The sequence below is a fragment of the Aureimonas sp. AU20 genome (assembly GCF_001442755.1).
GTDB lineage: Bacteria > Pseudomonadota > Alphaproteobacteria > Rhizobiales > Rhizobiaceae > Aureimonas.
Genome location: NZ_CP006367.1, coordinates 3,242,933 through 3,258,851 on the forward strand (window position 1 = coordinate 3,242,933; position 15,919 = coordinate 3,258,851).

The 15,919-nt window shown below is 67.9% G+C and carries 15 protein-coding genes and 1 other RNA gene; 10 read left to right on the plus strand and 6 right to left on the minus strand.

All coding sequences use genetic code 11. From position 1 onward, the window contains the following. Positions 1 to 189 precede the first annotated feature (189 nt). Entirely contained in the window at positions 190 to 621 is a 432-nt protein-coding gene (locus tag M673_RS24280; protein ID WP_061976735.1) for a hypothetical protein, read from the plus strand. Between the two features lie 99 nt (positions 622 to 720). Here M673_RS24280 and ssrS read toward each other — a convergent pair. The 4 genes from ssrS to M673_RS14740 all read right to left on the minus strand — a co-directional run bounded on the left by ssrS (position 721) and on the right by M673_RS14740 (position 2,273). Continuing rightward, positions 721 to 879: non-coding RNA, 6S RNA (gene ssrS, locus M673_RS14725), on the minus strand. A gap of 80 nt (positions 880 to 959) precedes the next feature. Further along, positions 960 to 1,595 (minus strand): 5,6-dimethylbenzimidazole synthase, encoded by a 636-nt coding sequence (bluB, locus tag M673_RS14730; protein ID WP_061976736.1) that lies wholly within the window; start codon positions 1,593 to 1,595, stop codon positions 960 to 962. After that, positions 1,592 to 1,945, minus strand: a complete 354-nt coding sequence (locus M673_RS14735) for a cell division protein ZapA (protein WP_061976737.1) — start codon at positions 1,943 to 1,945, stop codon at positions 1,592 to 1,594. Before M673_RS14735 ends, bluB begins: the two co-directional genes overlap by 4 nt. 46 nt (positions 1,946 to 1,991) lie before the next feature. Continuing rightward, positions 1,992 to 2,273, minus strand: a complete 282-nt coding sequence (locus M673_RS14740; protein WP_061976738.1) for a DUF4164 domain-containing protein — start codon at positions 2,271 to 2,273, stop codon at positions 1,992 to 1,994. 437 nt (positions 2,274 to 2,710) lie between these two features. Between M673_RS14740 and gap the strand changes: the two genes are divergently transcribed. The 5 genes from gap (at position 2,711) to M673_RS14765 (ending at position 8,359) form a co-directional block, all read left to right on the plus strand. After that, the gene (gene gap, locus M673_RS14745) at positions 2,711 to 3,724 is read left to right on the plus strand and encodes a type I glyceraldehyde-3-phosphate dehydrogenase (protein WP_061976739.1); all 1,014 of its coding nucleotides are present in this window, start codon (positions 2,711 to 2,713) and stop codon (positions 3,722 to 3,724) included. 5 nt (positions 3,725 to 3,729) lie between these two features. Then, on the plus strand, positions 3,730 to 4,290 hold the full coding sequence (locus M673_RS14750) for a putative glycolipid-binding domain-containing protein (RefSeq protein WP_061976740.1): 561 nt from the start codon (positions 3,730 to 3,732) through the stop codon (positions 4,288 to 4,290). A 45-nt stretch (positions 4,291 to 4,335) separates the two neighbouring features. After that, a complete protein-coding gene (locus M673_RS14755) occupies positions 4,336 to 5,529 on the plus strand; it encodes a phosphoglycerate kinase (protein ID WP_061976741.1) in 1,194 nt (397 codons plus the stop codon). Positions 5,530 to 5,557: 28 nt separating this feature from the next. Next, positions 5,558 to 6,283 carry an SGNH/GDSL hydrolase family protein gene (locus tag M673_RS14760; RefSeq protein ID WP_061976742.1) on the plus strand — a complete coding sequence of 242 codons (726 nt, stop codon included), beginning with the start codon at positions 5,558 to 5,560 and terminating at the stop codon, positions 6,281 to 6,283. A gap of 258 nt (positions 6,284 to 6,541) precedes the next feature. Beyond that, positions 6,542 to 8,359, plus strand: a complete 1,818-nt coding sequence (locus M673_RS14765; RefSeq protein ID WP_061976743.1) for a glucan ABC transporter ATP-binding protein/ permease — start codon at positions 6,542 to 6,544, stop codon at positions 8,357 to 8,359. 22 nt (positions 8,360 to 8,381) lie between these two features. On the opposite strand, the gene M673_RS14770 is transcribed toward M673_RS14765, so the two are convergent. Then, positions 8,382 to 9,413, minus strand: a complete 1,032-nt coding sequence (locus M673_RS14770; RefSeq protein WP_061976744.1) for a ligase-associated DNA damage response exonuclease — start codon at positions 9,411 to 9,413, stop codon at positions 8,382 to 8,384. Between the two features lie 222 nt (positions 9,414 to 9,635). Between M673_RS14770 and M673_RS14775 the strand changes: the two genes are divergently transcribed. The 4 genes from M673_RS14775 (at position 9,636) to M673_RS14790 (ending at position 14,760) form a co-directional block, all read left to right on the plus strand. Next, positions 9,636 to 10,553, plus strand: coding sequence for a class I SAM-dependent DNA methyltransferase (locus tag M673_RS14775; protein ID WP_244493242.1), 918 nt, complete (start codon positions 9,636 to 9,638; stop codon positions 10,551 to 10,553). A 299-nt stretch (positions 10,554 to 10,852) separates the two neighbouring features. Next, positions 10,853 to 11,488, plus strand: a complete 636-nt coding sequence (locus tag M673_RS14780; RefSeq protein WP_061977874.1) for a YitT family protein — start codon at positions 10,853 to 10,855, stop codon at positions 11,486 to 11,488. A gap of 221 nt (positions 11,489 to 11,709) precedes the next feature. Further along, positions 11,710 to 12,039 (plus strand): hypothetical protein, encoded by a 330-nt coding sequence (locus M673_RS14785; RefSeq protein WP_148640083.1) that lies wholly within the window; start codon positions 11,710 to 11,712, stop codon positions 12,037 to 12,039. Positions 12,040 to 12,207: 168 nt separating this feature from the next. Beyond that, positions 12,208 to 14,760 (plus strand): ligase-associated DNA damage response DEXH box helicase, encoded by a 2,553-nt coding sequence (locus tag M673_RS14790; RefSeq protein WP_061976746.1) that lies wholly within the window; start codon positions 12,208 to 12,210, stop codon positions 14,758 to 14,760. Here the strand turns inward: M673_RS14790 and M673_RS14795 are convergent. Then, complete coding sequence (locus M673_RS14795; protein WP_061976747.1) at positions 14,729 to 15,916, minus strand: HPP family protein; 1,188 nt, start codon at positions 15,914 to 15,916, stop codon at positions 14,729 to 14,731. The two genes, M673_RS14790 and M673_RS14795, sit on opposite strands and share 32 nt — an antisense overlap. Positions 15,917 to 15,919: the final 3 nt, after the last annotated feature.

The window sequence follows — 15,919 nt, forward strand, 5'->3', positions numbered from 1 at the left end:
CCTCCGCCGTAGTTCTCAACACGCTCTTAGCAGCTTTGGCGGATAGGCAAAACGACGGGCATTTCTCTCTCGGCAATCCACCGCAACCCATTGATACAATTTGAAATCCAGTGGAGGGCGCAAGGCGATCCCCGCGCAAGCGAGCGGCGTGACACCGGAAGGGTTCCTCGGAACTCCAACGGAGATCGCATGACATCCATCTCATCCCTATCCTCGACATCTCAGGCCGCGACCTCGCTGGTGAAAAGCGTTTCGGCGCTCGACACCAACGGCGACGGCGTCGTCAGCGCGGCGGAACTGGCAGCGGCGCAAAGCACGGGCAGCGACGAAGGCGCGGCGGACAGCAGCACGGAGGCCTCGGCCACCGCCAAGCTGACCAGCCTCCTGACCAATCTGTCGCTCGACGGTGCCGAGAGCGGCCCTGGCGCGGCGCAGGGCCATGGCCCGGGCGGTCCGCCCCCGGCCGGTGGGCCTCCTCCAGGCGCACCGCCTCCCGGCGGCAAGCCGCCCGCTGGCGGTGCGCCGGGCCAGGGCGACGGCGCGCAGACGCAAGGCACGAGTTCGTCGGACACGGCGAACACGCTGCTGGCCTCAATTCTGGAAAAATATCAGGCCAATTGAGCCCTTCGCCGAGAAGGCCGAGGCTCATGGGGCTCGGGGCGGCGCAGAGCCGCTCCGGTCTTCGCCCCGGAAGGCGGACCATTGATGAGGGGAGGATAGTGGCGAGCCACCTCGGCCGATGAGAAGGTTGATCCCGGGAACCTACAAAGTAGGTGGGCGCCGTGTGCCACAGTCCACGGACCGCAGCAGGGACAGCTCCCTAAGGGATGAGTAAGGCCCCGGGGAATAAGTTATCCCTGTCGAACCGCGCAGCCCGCCGAGACCGAATATAGGCCTTCGCGGCCTTGAGCGCCAGAGGTCGGCGCGCAAGCATTTCGGCCCTCAAGCATTTGCAGCCCTCAGCGATAAACCAATTTGCTTATCAGCGTCCGTCGCCGCTCCCAGCCGGCGCGCTCGAGTTCGGGGCTGGCAGCTGGCGCTTCGGGATAGCCCAGGCAGAAATAGCCGATGAAGCGCCAGCCGGTCGGAACGTCCAGAATGCCTATTACCTCGGCGGGGTCGAGGATCGACACCCAGCCAAGGCCCAGCCCCTCCGCCCGGGCGGCGAGCCAGAGCGTATGGGCGGCGAGCACCGCGCTGTAGGCCGCCGTTTCCGGCATGGAGCGTCGGCCGAGCCCATTCAGTTGCGCGGGGTCGGGATCGGCGAAGAGCGCGAACTGAACCGGCGCCGCCTCCATTCCCTCCAACTTCAGCCGGGCATAGAGGGTCGCGCGCGCTCCCGCCTGCTTCTCAGTCGCGAGTGCGTTCTGCCGGGCAAAACCCGCGCGGATCGCGGCGCGGCGCGCGGGATCGCTCACCAGAATGAAGCGCCAGGGCTCACTGAGGCCGACGGAGGGGGCAAGCGACGCGGTTTCCAGGAGACGCTCCAGCGTCCCCTCCGGCAGCGGGTCGCGGCGAAAGTGCCTGACGTCGCGCCGCCATTCGAAAAGGGTCCGCAGTTCGGCGCGAAAGGCGGCGTTGAACTGCGGTGTCAGCGGCCGGTCTCCAGCCGCTCCGCGATCCGCTCAACGATGTCGCTGACGCCCAGCAGATGCTCGATCAGGCGCTGGTCGCCCACCGTGGCGGCCAGATCGCCCGCCGAGCCGGCGCGGGCGAGTTCCGCTTCCAGTTCGGCGACGCGCCGGCGCTGTTCAGACAATTCGTCGCTCACCATGATGGCGGCCATGACGGTGATGCGCAGATCGCCGATCTCGCCGAACGAGCCGCGCAGCTCGTTGATCCGCCCGTCGAGATCGGCGGCGAGGCCGGTCAGGTGCTCTTCCTCGCCATCGGCGCAGGCCATCCGGTAGGTCTTGCCATCGATGGAAACGACGATCTGGGGCATGGCGGTCTTTCAGAGGTTCGGCGGCGTCGGGGCGGAGGGCGAGGCGCTAGCCCCGGCGCTGCGCCAGGACGTCGCGGATCGTCTCCATGGCGTTGACGAGGCGGCGCGACACTTCGCGGTTGGCCGCGTCGAGGCGCGAAGCGCGCGTCAGCGCCGCGTCCAGTTCGGTGGCGAGGCGGGAGCGGTCGGCCGTCATGCGCTGCACCTCCTCCTCGGCGGAAACGACGATGTGGTCACGCGAGACGCGCCTCTCCACCGCACGCTCCAAACGCTCGAGAGCCGCTTGAAGGCGATTCGTCGCGTCGGTCAGCGGGCCCGCGTCCGGCATGAAAACCCCTTTTCCCTCACCCTTCGAGACATCGGCGGCCCGGCCGAACGCCAGAGCTCGGAAGGCCACCCACCCGCTTTAACGGGAACGCAAGGGCGTGAAAAGCTTTTCCACGCCGGAGCTTCGCGCCGCGATGATTGACAGGCGCGAAGAACCTATGATGAGTGCGCGCGACAGGCGCCGAGTGTCACTCGCAAGGCGCATCCGGGAGGACGTTCGACCCATGCCTTTCGCCCAGAGGCCCGCTTCCCCCTCGCGCCCGGCCCCGCGCCGCCCGCGTGCGACGCGCGCCTTCGGAGCGAAGGGCGCCGCCTTCTCCTGATCCCTCTTCGTCCGGCGCCCCGCCGGCGCCATGCCATCGCAGCCCGCCGCCGCTCCCCTGGCGCCGGCGAATTCGGACGAGGCCCGGCGGCCTCGCCCTCCAGGAAAGGAAGACCATGGCAGTACGTGTCGCCATCAACGGATTCGGCCGCATCGGCCGCAACGTGCTTCGCGCCATCGTGGAATCGGGCCGCACCGACATCGAGGTCGTCGCGATCAACGATCTCGGCCCGGTGGAGACCAACGCCCACCTGATCCGCTACGATTCGGTCCATGGCCGCTTCCCCGGAACGGTGAAGGTCGACGGCAACACGATCGACGTCGGCCGCGGGCCGATGCGCGTCACCGCCGAGCGCGACCCCAAGAACCTGCCCTGGGGCGAGATGGGCATCGACATCGCTTTCGAGTGCACCGGCATTTTCACCGATCCCGGCAAGGCCTCGGCCCATCTGGAAGCCGGCGCCAAGAAGGTGCTGATCTCCGGCCCGCTGACCAACGCGGCCGACGAGAAGACCGTCGTATATGGCGTCAACCACGACACGCTGACGGCCGCCGACAAGATCGTCTCCAACGCCTCGTGCACGACCAACTGCCTGGCGCCGGTCGCCAAGGTGCTGCACGAGACGATCGGCATCGAAACCGGCTTCATGACTACGATCCACTCCTACACGGGCGACCAGCCGACGCTCGACACGATGCACAAGGACCTCTACCGGGCGCGCGCCGCCGCCCTGTCGATGATCCCGACCTCGACCGGCGCCGCCAAGGCGCTCGGCCTCGTGCTGCCCGAGCTCAAGGGCAAGCTCGACGGCTCGTCGATCCGCGTGCCGACGCCCAACGTCTCGGTGGTGGACTTCAAGTTCGTCGCCAAGCGCGCGACCTCCATACAGGAAGTGCAGGAGGCGATCCGCGTCGCCGCCGACGGCCCGCTGAAGGGCATTCTCGGCTACACGCTCGACCCGAACGTGTCGCACGACTTCAACCACGACCCGCATTCCTCGGTCTTCGCGATGGACCAGACCAAGGTCATGGACGGCACGTTCGTGCGCATCCTGTCCTGGTACGACAACGAGTGGGGCTTCTCCAACCGCATGTCGGACACCGCCATCGCCATGCACAAGGCGGGCTGAACCCGATGAGCTTCCAGCCCCTCTCCGCGCGCGACGTCCGCTGGGCGCCCGTTTCCGGGCCGGGGCTGGAGCACCTGCATCTGACGGCGACGCCGGACGGCGTCGTCGCCCGCTCGGTCGTGATCGGCGAGCGGGGCGGACGCGCCTATGGCGTTTCCTACGAAATCCGGCTCGACACGCTTTGGCATGTCGAGCGGTTCGAGATCGTCGCCACGCATGGCGACCACCTAACGCTCATACAGGATCGGCCCGGCCGCTGGATAACCACCGATGGTACGGAGCGCGCCGATCTTCACGGCTGCCTCGACATCGACCTTGCAGGCACGCCCTTCACCAACACGCTGCCGATCCGCCGCCTCGGCGAGGCCCTTGCCGCGCCGGCCGAGCTGCGCATGGTCTATGTGCCGTTCGACACGTTCGAGCCCGTCGTGGACGCGCAGCGCTACACCCGGCTGGCGCCGCGCCTCTTCCGCTACGAGGCGGTGGACCGGACCTTCGCGGCCGACCTGCCGGTGGACGAGGACGGCCTCGTCACAGACTATCCCACCCTATTCAAACGCCTTTGAGGCGCCGGGCGCCTTTCGCGGCGCCCCTTCCGACGGAGCCATGAGATGACGCTGTTCAAGACGCTCGACCAAGCCGACCTCCAGGGTAAGCGCGTTCTCGTGCGGGTGGACCTCAACGTTCCCATGAAGGACGGGCGGGTGAGCGACGCGACGCGCATCGAGCGCATCCTGCCGACGATCCGCGAGATCTCCGACAAGGGCGGGCGCGTCCTTCTCCTAGCCCATTTCGGTCGTCCCAAGGGCAAGGTCGATCCCGAGCAGTCTTTGGCGCCGATCGCCCCCGTCCTTTCGGAAAAGCTCGGCCGCCCCGTGGGCTTTGCCGAGGATTGCGTCGGCCCGGTGGCGGACGGCATCGTCGCCAACATGAAGGACGGCGACGTCCTGCTTCTGGAAAACACTCGTTTCCATGCCGGTGAAGAGAAGAACGACGAGGCTTTCGTTGCCGAACTGGCGAGCCTCGGCGACGTATACGTCAACGACGCCTTCTCGGCCGCGCACCGCGCCCATGCCTCGACCGAAGGGCTCGCCCATCACCTGCCCTCCTATTGCGGGCGCACGATGCAGGCCGAGCTGGAGGCGCTGGAAAAGGGTCTCGGCAACCCGGAAAAGCCGGTGATCGCCATCGTCGGCGGCGCCAAGGTCTCGACCAAGATCGACCTCCTGCAGAACCTCGTCGCCAAGGTGGACTGCCTCGTGATCGGCGGCGGCATGGCCAACACGTTCCTGGCCGCGCAAGGGATCGATGTCGGCAAGTCGCTCTGCGAGCACGATCTCGCCGACACGGCGCGCCAGATCCTCGAAAAGGCCAAGACGGCGAACTGCACCATCCTTCTGCCGACCGACGCCGTGGTGGCGCGGGAGTTCAAGGCCAATGCGGCGAACGAGACGGTCGCCGTCGCCTCCGTTCCGGCCGACGCGATGATCCTCGATGTCGGCCCGGCCAGCGTCGAAGAGATCAAAAGCTGGATCGAGAAGTCCAAGACGCTGGTCTGGAACGGCCCGCTCGGCGCCTTCGAGATCGAGCCCTTCGACCGGGCGACCATGGCGGCCGCGCGCTTTGCGGCCGACCAGACCGAGGCCGGCAAGCTCGTCTCCGTGGCGGGCGGCGGCGACACGGTGGCCGCGCTGAATCAGGCCGGCGTCGCGGAGCGCTTCACCTATGTCTCGACCGCCGGCGGCGCCTTCCTGGAATGGATGGAAGGCAAGGCCCTTCCCGGCGTCGAGGCCTTGAAGGCCTGACGATCACGACCGAAGGAGGGTTTCATCCGTGACGGACACGCTGCTCTCCTGGCTGCTCCTGCCGGTCTATATCTGGCAGGGCATCGGCATCCGTCGCCGCATCGAGCGGATGCCCCCCGCCGCCGGCCCGCAACACGGGCTGGTCGGCCCCGGCGACGATGCACCAAGCATTCGGCTTCTGGTGATCGGTGATTCCTCGGCGGCCGGCGTCGGCGTCGAGCGGGTGGAGGAAAGCCTTGCCCCGCGCTTGGCCGAACGCCTCTACGCGCTGACGGGCCGGGTCGTCGCCTGGCGCGCGGCGGGCTCCAACTCCGCCGTCTCGGCCGAGGTGCGCGACTATGTCGTGCCGCTTCTGCCCTATGACAGCTTCACCCATATCGTCCTGTCGATCGGCACCAACGACATCAAGAACTTTCATTCCGGCCGGCGCTTCAAACGCGCCTTCGGAACGCTTCTCTACGCCCTGCGCGCCCGCTGGCCGGAAGCGCGCATCGTCTGGTCGCAGCCCGTCGACATGCTGCGGGTGCCCGCCCTGCCGCGCGGGTTGGCGCTGGTTCTGGAACTGCGCGGCCGCATCCTGCGCCGCATCGGCACGCGCCTTTGCCTGGAGCGCGGCGCGGTGCCCGCTACGACCCTGCCGCGCGTCGAACCGCTCGGCTTCTCGCGCGACGGGTTCCACGCCTCGGCCGAAGGCCATGCTTATGTCGCGGGGCATCTGGCGACCTATTGCCTGGGCGAGCGGGCCGAGGCCTGAGAGGCTGTCCGAGCCGTCCCGGCGCGCCCATCACGGGAAGCGGTCTTTCGCAACATAGGTTAAGAAAACTTCATCGAGTGCGATGGATTGCGGCAAGATTTGCGCCGCATCCCTGCCTTAGGAGAACTGCTAGCGCAGCCCCTCACGGTTTCAAGACTCGCAAGTCGCGAATTGTCGAAGCTCCGGCGATCAAAAGCCGCGCCGCACGCTTCAGCCCCGATCCCCAGACGGATCGCCCGCGACCTTGGATGCATCGCCATGTCGGCCCTGTCCCAGTCTTTTTCCGCCTATTCCAAGGCTCTCGCCCTTCTGCGCCCGGAGCGCGGCCGGGCGTTGGGCATCGTCCTCGCCGGCATCGCCGTCGCGGGCATTCAGGTCGCCGAGCCGGTCCTGTTCGGCCATGCGATCAACGCGCTTCTTTCCGGCGGTGGCGCGCTGTCGCTCGTGCTCCTCTGGGGCGCGGCGAGCTTCGTGTCCTTTCTGTCGGCCATGGTGATCTCGCTGCTGGCCGACCGGCTCATGCATCGCCGCCGGCTCGCGGCCATGGCGACCTTTCTGGAGCATGTCCTGGCGCTGCCGGCCTCGTTCCATTCGCGCTCACAGTCCGGCCGCCTGATGCGGGTGATGATTTCGGGCGTCGACACACTGTTCGGCTTCTGGCTGCCGCTGTTTCGCGAGCAGATCGGCAATGTCGTCGCGCTGACTGTTCTCCTGCCCGTGGCCTTCTGGATGAACTGGCGCCTCGCCGCGCTGCTCGGGCTGCTGATCGTGGTCTACACGCTGGTCAATCTCGCCGTGGTGCGCCGCACCTCGGGCGGCCAGAGCGAGGTCGAAGACCACTTCACGCAGGTCTCCGGCACGGTGGGCGAACTCTTCGGTAATGTGCCGATGCTCCAGAGCTTCCTGGCGGTGCCCAAGGAGATCCACTCCGTCCGCTCCTCGCTCGATCGCATCCTGTCGGCGCAATATCCCGTGCTCAACTGGTGGGCTGTCATGGCGGTGCTGACGCGCGGCGCCTCCTCGATCTCGATCGTCGCCATCTTCGCCTATGGCGCCTGGCTCGCCTCGCGCGGCCTTTCCACCGTGGGCGAGATCGTCTCCTTCGTCGGCTTCGCGACGCTGCTGATCGGCCGGCTCGACCAACTCACCGGCTTCCTCATGGGCCTCTTCACCCGCGCGCCCATGCTGGTGCAGTTCTTCGCCGTCCTGCGCGAGCGCACCGACGTGATCGAGTTCACGGACGCGCAGCCGCTGAAGATCACCGAAGGCCGCGTGCGCTTCGAGAATGTCGAGTTTCGCTACCCCGAAGGCTCGGGCGCGGTGCGCGGGCTCGACTTCGAGGCCGCGCCCGGCGAGACGGTGGCGATCGTCGGCCCGACGGGCTCGGGCAAGTCCACCGCGCTGGCGCTTCTCCAGCGCGCCTACGACCCGGAAAAAGGCCGCATCACGATCGACGGGCAGGACATCCGCCATGTCACGCTGAACTCGCTGCGCGGCTCGATCGGCGTCGTGTTCCAAGAGGCCGGCCTGTTCAACCGCACGATCCGCGAGAACATCGCGATCGGCCGGCCGGAGGCCTCGATGGGCGAGATCGAGGAGGCGGCCAAGCTCGCCGGCGCCTTCGACTTCATCCAGCGCAAGGAGGACGGCTTCTCCGCCATGGTGGGCGAGCGCGGCGCCGGCCTGTCGGGCGGCGAGCGCCAGCGCCTTGCCATCGCCCGCGCGCTGCTCAAGGACGCTCCGATCCTGATCTTGGACGAGGCGACCTCGGCGCTCGACACCGCGACGGAAACGCGCCTCCAATCGGCGCTGGAGCGGCTACGCGCCGGGCGCACGACCTTCGTCATCGCCCATCGCCTTTCGACCATCCGCTCGGCCGACCGGATCATCGTTCTCGACAATGGCGCGATCGTCGAGACCGGGACCTTCGACGAACTGGTGGCGCAGGGCGGCGTCTTCGCGGGCCTAGCGCGCGATGCCGGCGTGTCCTCGCTCCGCCGCCCCCTGTCCGAAGCGCTGACGCAGGACAACGCGCCGGCGGGCGACGGCGAGGGTTTCATGGAAGCGGCGGAGTAGCACGCCCGAGGCGAGGGAGACGTCAGTCCCCCTCGTCCTCGTATCCGACGAGATGGAGCGGGCGGGCGCGCACGCCGCGCAGCGAGCACCAGCGCACCAGCGCCTCCTCGCGCCCATGCGTGACCCAGACCTCCTGCGGCGCGATCTCGGCGATGGTCAGGGTCAGCTCGTCCCAGTCGCAATGGTCCGACAGGATCAGGGGCAGCTCGACACCGCGCTGCCGCGCCCGGCCGCGCACCCGCATCCAGCCCGACGCGAAGCAGGCCACGGGGTCGGGAAAGCGCCGCGCCCATTTGTCGGCGAAGGCCGAGGGCGGGCCGACAACGATGGCGCCGGCGAACTCGGCCTTGGCCGCCCCTTCGTCGCTCTTGGCGCGCGCGATCGTAGCGGGCCGGAGCTCGCCAAGATCGATCCCCTCGCTCTCGTAGAAGTCGCAGAGCTTCTTCAGCGCGCCGTGGATGTAGATCGGCTCGCGGTATCCTTCCTCGCGCAGCATGCGAATGACGCGCTGCGCCTTGCCCAGCGCATAGGCGCCGACGAGATGGGCGCGCTCGGGAAACTGGCGCGTGGAGGCGATGAGCTTGCGCACCTCGCCGCGCGAGTCGGGGTGGCGGAAGACCGGCAGGGCGAAGGTCGCCTCGGTGATGAAGACATCGCAGGGCACCGGCTCGAAGGGCTCGGCGGTCGGGTCCTCCCGCCGCTTGTAGTCGCCGGACGCGACGATGCGCATGCCCTCCCATTCCACCAGGATCTGCGCCGAGCCCAAAACATGGCCGGCGGGGTGGAAGGACACGGCGACGCCGTTCACCCGGAGCACCTCCCCCCAGGGCGCCTCCTGCCGCGCCCCGGCAAAATCCTCGCCATAGCGCAGCGCCATGATGGCAAGCGTCCGGCGCGTCGCCAGCACATGCTCGTGCCCTGAGCGAGCATGGTCGGCATGCCCATGGGTGATCAGCGCGCGCCCCACGGGGCGCACGGGGTCGATATAGAAGTCGCCGGGTGGGCAATAGAGCCCGTTCGGCGTCGGGCGAAGCAGGTCTTCGAAACGGGCCATGCGCGAAGAGATAGGCGCTCGGGCCTCCAGCGGTAGCGCCGGGATGTCGGCCGCTGCCAGTTGGCGCGGGGCTGCCCGGCCGCTGCGCCCCCGCCGCCCCGTTGCGGATGGAGCCGATCGAGACGCCCGGCATCGAACCAAGGTGTCGGCAGGCCTGAAAATCCGCTTGCGCGGCGGGAGGCCGCGCCCGATAAGCGGGCGCTCCTGCCGGGAACACGCCCCTTGCCCCACGACACCCACCGCTCCGGCAACCCGCTGGCCGACCGGCGCGCCGACTATGCCGAATCCTATGCCGGCGCGCGCGACTATGCCGCCGCCGCCGACCTCATGCGCCAGGCCGTGGAACTCGCGCCCGGCTGGACGCTCGGCCGGATGCGCCTCGGCGCCTTTCTGGAGGAAACGGGCGAGCGGGAGGAAGCCTTGCGGCTCTACCGCGCGGCTTTGGCCGAGGACGCGGCCGATCCCTACGGCGCCGGGCTGAAGCTCGCGGCCCTCGGCGCCGCGCCCGTGCCGGAGGCCCCGCCCCCCGCCTTCGTCGCCGGCCTGTTCGACCAGTATGCCGAAGGGTTCGAGACCGCGCTGGTGCAGCGCCTCGGCTACCGCGTGCCCGACCTCCTGTTCGAGGCCTTGATGGCGCAAAGCCCCTCGCTCCGCTTCGGTCGCGCGATGGATCTGGGCTGCGGCACGGGGCTGATGGGTGAGCGGCTGCGCCCCGTCACTGAGACGCTGCACGGCGTCGACCTGTCGCCGGGCATGCTGGACAAGGCGCGCCGCAAGCGGATCTACGACCATCTGGCGGAAGGCGACGTAGCGCTTGCCGAGGCGCCGGACCGCCGCCTCTACGACCTCCTGACCGCCGCCGACGTTCTCACCTATCTCGGCGATCTCGCGCCCGTCTTCGCCCGCGCGGCCAAGCTTCTGGCGCCCGGCGGTCTTTTCGCCTTTTCGGTGGAGGCGGACGACGGCACGGAGGGCGGCTACGCCCTGCGCCCATCCCTGCGCTACGCCCACGCGCCCGCTTGGCTGGCGGCAGGCCTTGCCGAGGCCGGCTTCACGCTCCTGTCGGAGCGGCGCGAGGAGCTGCGGCGCGACCGGGGCGAGCCGGTACGCGGCGCCTTGCTCGTCGCGATGAAGCGCTAAGAGACCGTTTGACAGCTCGGCGACGCAGGTCCGTCGAGTGATTTTGCGACGTTCGCGAGGCGCCAAACGCAGTCGATGCCGGCGGCATAGGCGAGGCTTGGCAACGAAGCGCCGGCGGACCGACCCGACCGAGTTGTCAAACAGTCTCTAAAGCGCATGGCCGCCATGCGCGGGCGGGCTTTGTGCGCGAGCGCGCCAGCCTTTAGCCTACTTCAAGGACACATCCATTGGGACGGCAAGGCGTGAGCGCATCGGTCGAACAGCCGGCGGACGGAGAGACCGAGCGCCAAGAGGAGGCGCTGGTGCGCCGCGCCCATCGCTTCGGCAACTGGGCCGCCACGGCCACGCGGCACAGCCCCTGGGAAGACGGGCTTGGCATCGTCGCGGGCGTCATGCTGACCGCCTTCGGCATCGCGCTGCTCGGCCATCTCGGCTTTCTCACCGGCGGCATGGCGGGCCTCGCCTTCGTTGTCCACTATCTCACCGGCTGGAATTTCGGCCTCGTCTTCTTCGCGCTCAACCTGCCGTTCTACGGGCTCGCGGTCGGGCGCATGGGCCGAGCCTTCACGGTCAAGACCGCCTTTGCCGTCGCGCTTCTGTCCGTCATGACGGCATTCAGCGGCGATTTCGTCCGCTTCGCCAATGTTCAGCCGCTGCTCGGCGCATGTCTCGGGGGGCTTCTGATCGGCTTCGGCCTGCTCGCCCTGTTCCGCCACCGCTCCTCGGCGGGCGGGGTCGGCATTCTCGCCATCTATCTGCAGGATCGGTTCGGCTGGCGCGCGGGGCTGACGCAGCTCGGCGTCGATCTTCTCGTGCTGGTCACGGCCTTCCTCGCTGTCCCGCCGCTCGCGGTCTTCTACTCCGTCCTCGGCGCGCTGATTCTCAATCTCTTCCTCGCCATCAATCATCGCGCGGATCGCTATCTCGCGAGCTAGTGGATCGTCATCATTACAAATAAAATCGAGCAGGCTTACAGAAGCTTAAGACTCCTCTCGTTGACGAATCTTTCTCTCGAATGCCAATCCCTCAGCAGAAGCGAGCCGGAAGACGCGCTCGACTGACCGAGAGGGCCGAATTGAATTATAAGATTGCCATTCTTTCAGCATCTATTCTGTCCCTCCCGCTTTCGGGCTGCGTCACAACCGGCGCGGACGGCGTGAAGACCAGCCGATCCCAGGTGACCGTGGTGTCGGGGGAGCGCACCCAGATTCGCCGGAACTGGTCCGTGGACAACGACTGCTTGTCCGATGGCCTTCCCAAGGTGCGCGTGCTCGAAGGCCCGGCGCATGGGCGGGTCTCGATCGTGAACGAGAAGCTGTTTCCCAACACGAGGCGCGCCAAGTGCCGGACCCAGAAGGTCATGGGAACCGTGACCTACTACACGCCCGACAAGGGTTATGTCGGCCCCGATCGCGTGAAACTGCGGCAGTCCTATCCTGTGAACGGCGTGGACGACACCAAGATCGACATCAACGTGGTGAGATAGTCCTCAATGAAGGCCGGGCGGCCCGCCCTTCTCGGATAGGGATACCGACCTTGGAGACCATCCGATGAACCAGGGTTCACCGGATGGTCTCCAAGGTTTTTGGTTTTGCCGCATTATCCCGCGGCAAAGCGTATCCGCTTTGCCTGGAAATGCTCTAGATAGACGAGCGTGAACTCCGCGCTCGCCTCTCCCCCGCCGATCCCGACCCTTCCCTCCCGCTTCGCCGACTGGTTCGCGGGCAAGGGCTGGAGCCCGCGTCCGCACCAGCTCGACCTTCTCGCGCGGGCCGAGCGGGGCGCTTCGGTGCTGCTCATCGCGCCGACCGGCGCGGGAAAGACGCTGGCCGGCTTCCTGCCTTCGCTCGTGGACCTGTCGCACCGACCAAAGCGCGTTCCCGGCCGCAAGCCACCAGGCGTCCACACGCTCTACATTTCACCGCTGAAGGCGCTGGCGACCGACATTCGCCGCAATCTGGAAAAGCCCGTCGAGGAGATGGGCCTTTCCATCAGCCTAGAAGCGCGCACCGGCGACACGTCGCAATCCAAGCGCCAGCGCCAGAAGCTGAAGCCGCCCGACATCCTGCTCACCACGCCCGAGCAGCTGGCGCTCCTGATCGCCAGCCCCGACGCGGAGATCTTCTTCTCAGACCTCACGACCGTGATCTTCGACGAGCTGCATTCGCTCGTCGCCTCCAAGCGCGGCCATCTCCTGGCGCTGGGTCTCGCGCGCCTGCGCAAGCTCCGGCCGGAGCTTCGCACCGTCGGCCTGTCAGCCACCGTGTCCAACCCGGACGAGCTGCGCGAGTGGCTGGTGGCGCAGGCGCCCGGCACCTGTCCCATGGCCGATCTCGTCACCGTCGACGGCGGGGTGACGCCGGAGATCACCATTTTGAAGTCGCAGGCGCGCGTGCCCTGGCAGGGGCACATGGCGCGCTACGCCATGCCGGAGATCTACGAGGCGATCCAGGCGCATCGCACGACGCTGCTCTTCGTCAACACGCGCAGCCAGGCCGAGCTTCTGTTTCAGGAGCTCTGGCGCATCAACGACGATACGCTGCCGATCGCGCTGCATCACGGCTCACTCGACGTGACGCAGCGTCGCCGCGTGGAAGCGGCCATGGCGGCCAACGAACTTCGCGCCGTGGTCGCCACCTCGACGCTCGATCTCGGTATCGACTGGGGCGATGTCGATCTGGTCGTGCATGTCGGCGCGCCCAAGGGCGCCTCGCGCCTTGCCCAGCGCATCGGCCGGGCGAACCATCGGATGGACGAGGCATCGAAGGCGATCCTAGTTCCCGCCAACCGGTTCGAGGTGATGGAGTGCCAGGCCGCGCTCGACGCCAGTTATCTCGGAGACCAGGATTCGCCGCCGATGCGCGAAGGCTGTCTCGACGTGCTCGCCCAGCATGTGCTCGGCATGGCGGTTGCTGCGCCCTTCCGCGCCGATGATCTCCACCGCGAAGTGTCCAGTGCCCTGCCCTATCGCGATCTCGACCGCGAGACCTTCGACCGCGTGGTGGATTTCGTCGCGACCGGTGGCTACGCGCTGCGCGTCTACGAGCGCTATGCCAAGATCCGCCTCACCGAGGACGGGACGTGGCGGATCACGCACCCGTCCGTGGCGCAGGCCTATCGGATGAATGCGGGCACGATCATCGAGTCGGAATCGCTGCTCGTCCGCCTCATCCGCGCCAAGACGCGCTCGGGCATGGCGCGCGGCGGGCCGGTGCTCGGCAAGATCGAGGAGAACTTCCTGGAGACGCTGGCCACCGGCGACACGTTCCTCTTCTCCGGCCAGGTCCTGCGCTTCGAAGGCATTCACGAGATGGAATGCCTCGTCACCAAGACGCAGGACGACGAGGCGAAGGTGCCCTATTACGGCGGCCAGAAATTTCCGCTCACCACCTTTCTCGCTGGAAAGGTGCGCGAGATGCTGGCCGACCCGGCGAAATGGGGCAGCTTGCCCTCCCAGGTCGGCGAATGGCTCGCCATCCAGAAACGCAAATCCGCCATTCCCGGGCCGAACGATCTCCTGATCGAGACCTTCCCAAACGGCAACCGCTTCTTTCTCGTCGCCTATCCGTTCGAAGGGCGGCTGGCGCACCAGACGCTCGGCATGCTGCTGACCCGCCGATTGGAGCGAGCGCGCGCCAAGCCGCTCGGCTTCGTCGCCACCGACTACGCGTTGTCGATCTGGGGCCGGGCCGACATGGGCGCGATGATCGCGGATGGACGCCTGTCGCTGGACGAGCTGTTCGACGAGGACATGCTGGGCGACGATCTGGAAGCCTGGATGGCCGACTCTTGGCTGCTCAAACGCACCTTCCGCCAATGCGCCATCATCAGCGGCCTCGTGATGAAGAACCAGCCGGGCCGCGAGAAGACCGGGCGGCAGATGACGGTATCGTCCGACCTCGTCTACGACGTGCTGCGCGCCCACGAGCCGGACCACATCCTCCTGCGCGCCACCTGGGCGGACGCGGCGACCGGACTTCTCGACGTGCGCCGCGTCTCGGACCTCCTCGCCCGCATCAAGCGCCACATCCTGCACAAGAACCTCGAGGAAATCTCCCCTCTCGCCGTGCCGATCATGCTGGAAGCCGGGCGCGAGCGGATCGAGGGCGAGGCGCGCGACGACCTCCTGGCCGAGGCCATGGAGGAGGAACTGATCATCAAGGCGCTGAGCGAATTCACGGATTTCCGCTCGAACTATCTGAACTGAGCGCGCGCCGCTCGACCGAGGCGGCCTCTGCCAGGATCGCGACGATCAGGTCGGATTGCGAGACGATGCCGGCGAGGCGGCCGTCGGGTTCCACGATCGGGATATGGTGCAGGCCCGTCGCGGCCATGAGGCGCACGACATCGGCCAGAAGCGCGTCCGGCCCGGCGGTGCGCACGGGCGTGGTCATGATGTCGGCGATGCTGCCGTTCGGCGCCCGGCCGCGGCTGAGCGTCAGATGGAGACGATGGCGGAAGCCGAGGCGCGGGCCCCGCGCGCCCCAGCTCGGCTTGTCCAGGAGATCGGTCTGGGTGACGATGCCGACCACCCGCGCGTCATCCGTGGTGACGGGCAGAACCTTGATGTGATGCGAGCGCAGAAGCACCAGCGCCTCGGCGATCGCAGCGTCGGGCGCGATGGCGACGACGTCGCGCGACATAATCGCCGCGCAACGCATGAGGCCGGAGCGGCGGCGATAGGAGCGGATTTCGGCCTGCCGCAGAATGGTTTCGAGATCGCCGCGATCGACGTCGAGAAGCTGGTCGTATTCGGCCAGCACGGCGTCGAGATCCTCCGAGGTGAAACCGACGCGCTCGGGCGCGGGCTTGTCGGCGGTGTTGCGGCTCGGCGCCGCGGAAAGCGGACGGTGCGGATAGGCGCGCCCCGCCATCCGGTTGAACAGGACGGCGACCAGCAGCATCAGGAGCGAATTGGCGAGCACCGGCCAGAGCACGAAACCGTAGCCGAGATTGCGGACGGCCTCCCCGCCCAGCACCGCCGTCAGCGCCACGGCGCCGCTCGGCGGATGAAGGCAGCGAAGGCTCATCATCAGGGCGATGGCCACGCCGATGGCCAGCGCAGCCGCGAGAAACGGATCGGGCACGAAGAGCGCCGCGCTGACGCCCACCAGCGAGGACACGAGATTGCCCCCGACCAGCGACCAGGGCTGGGCGAGCGGGCTCGCCGGCACGGCGAAGAGCAAGACGGCGGAGGCGCCCATGGGCGCGATCAGCACCGGCAATCCGCTCGTCCCGCCGAGCGCGAGACGGCAGACGAGGCCGGTCACGAGAATGCCGATCAGCGCGCCGGCGGCGGAGCGGAGCCGCTCCCTGGCACTGACGGGCGGCGATGCGGGAAGGAGAGCGAGAAGGCGGTGCATGGA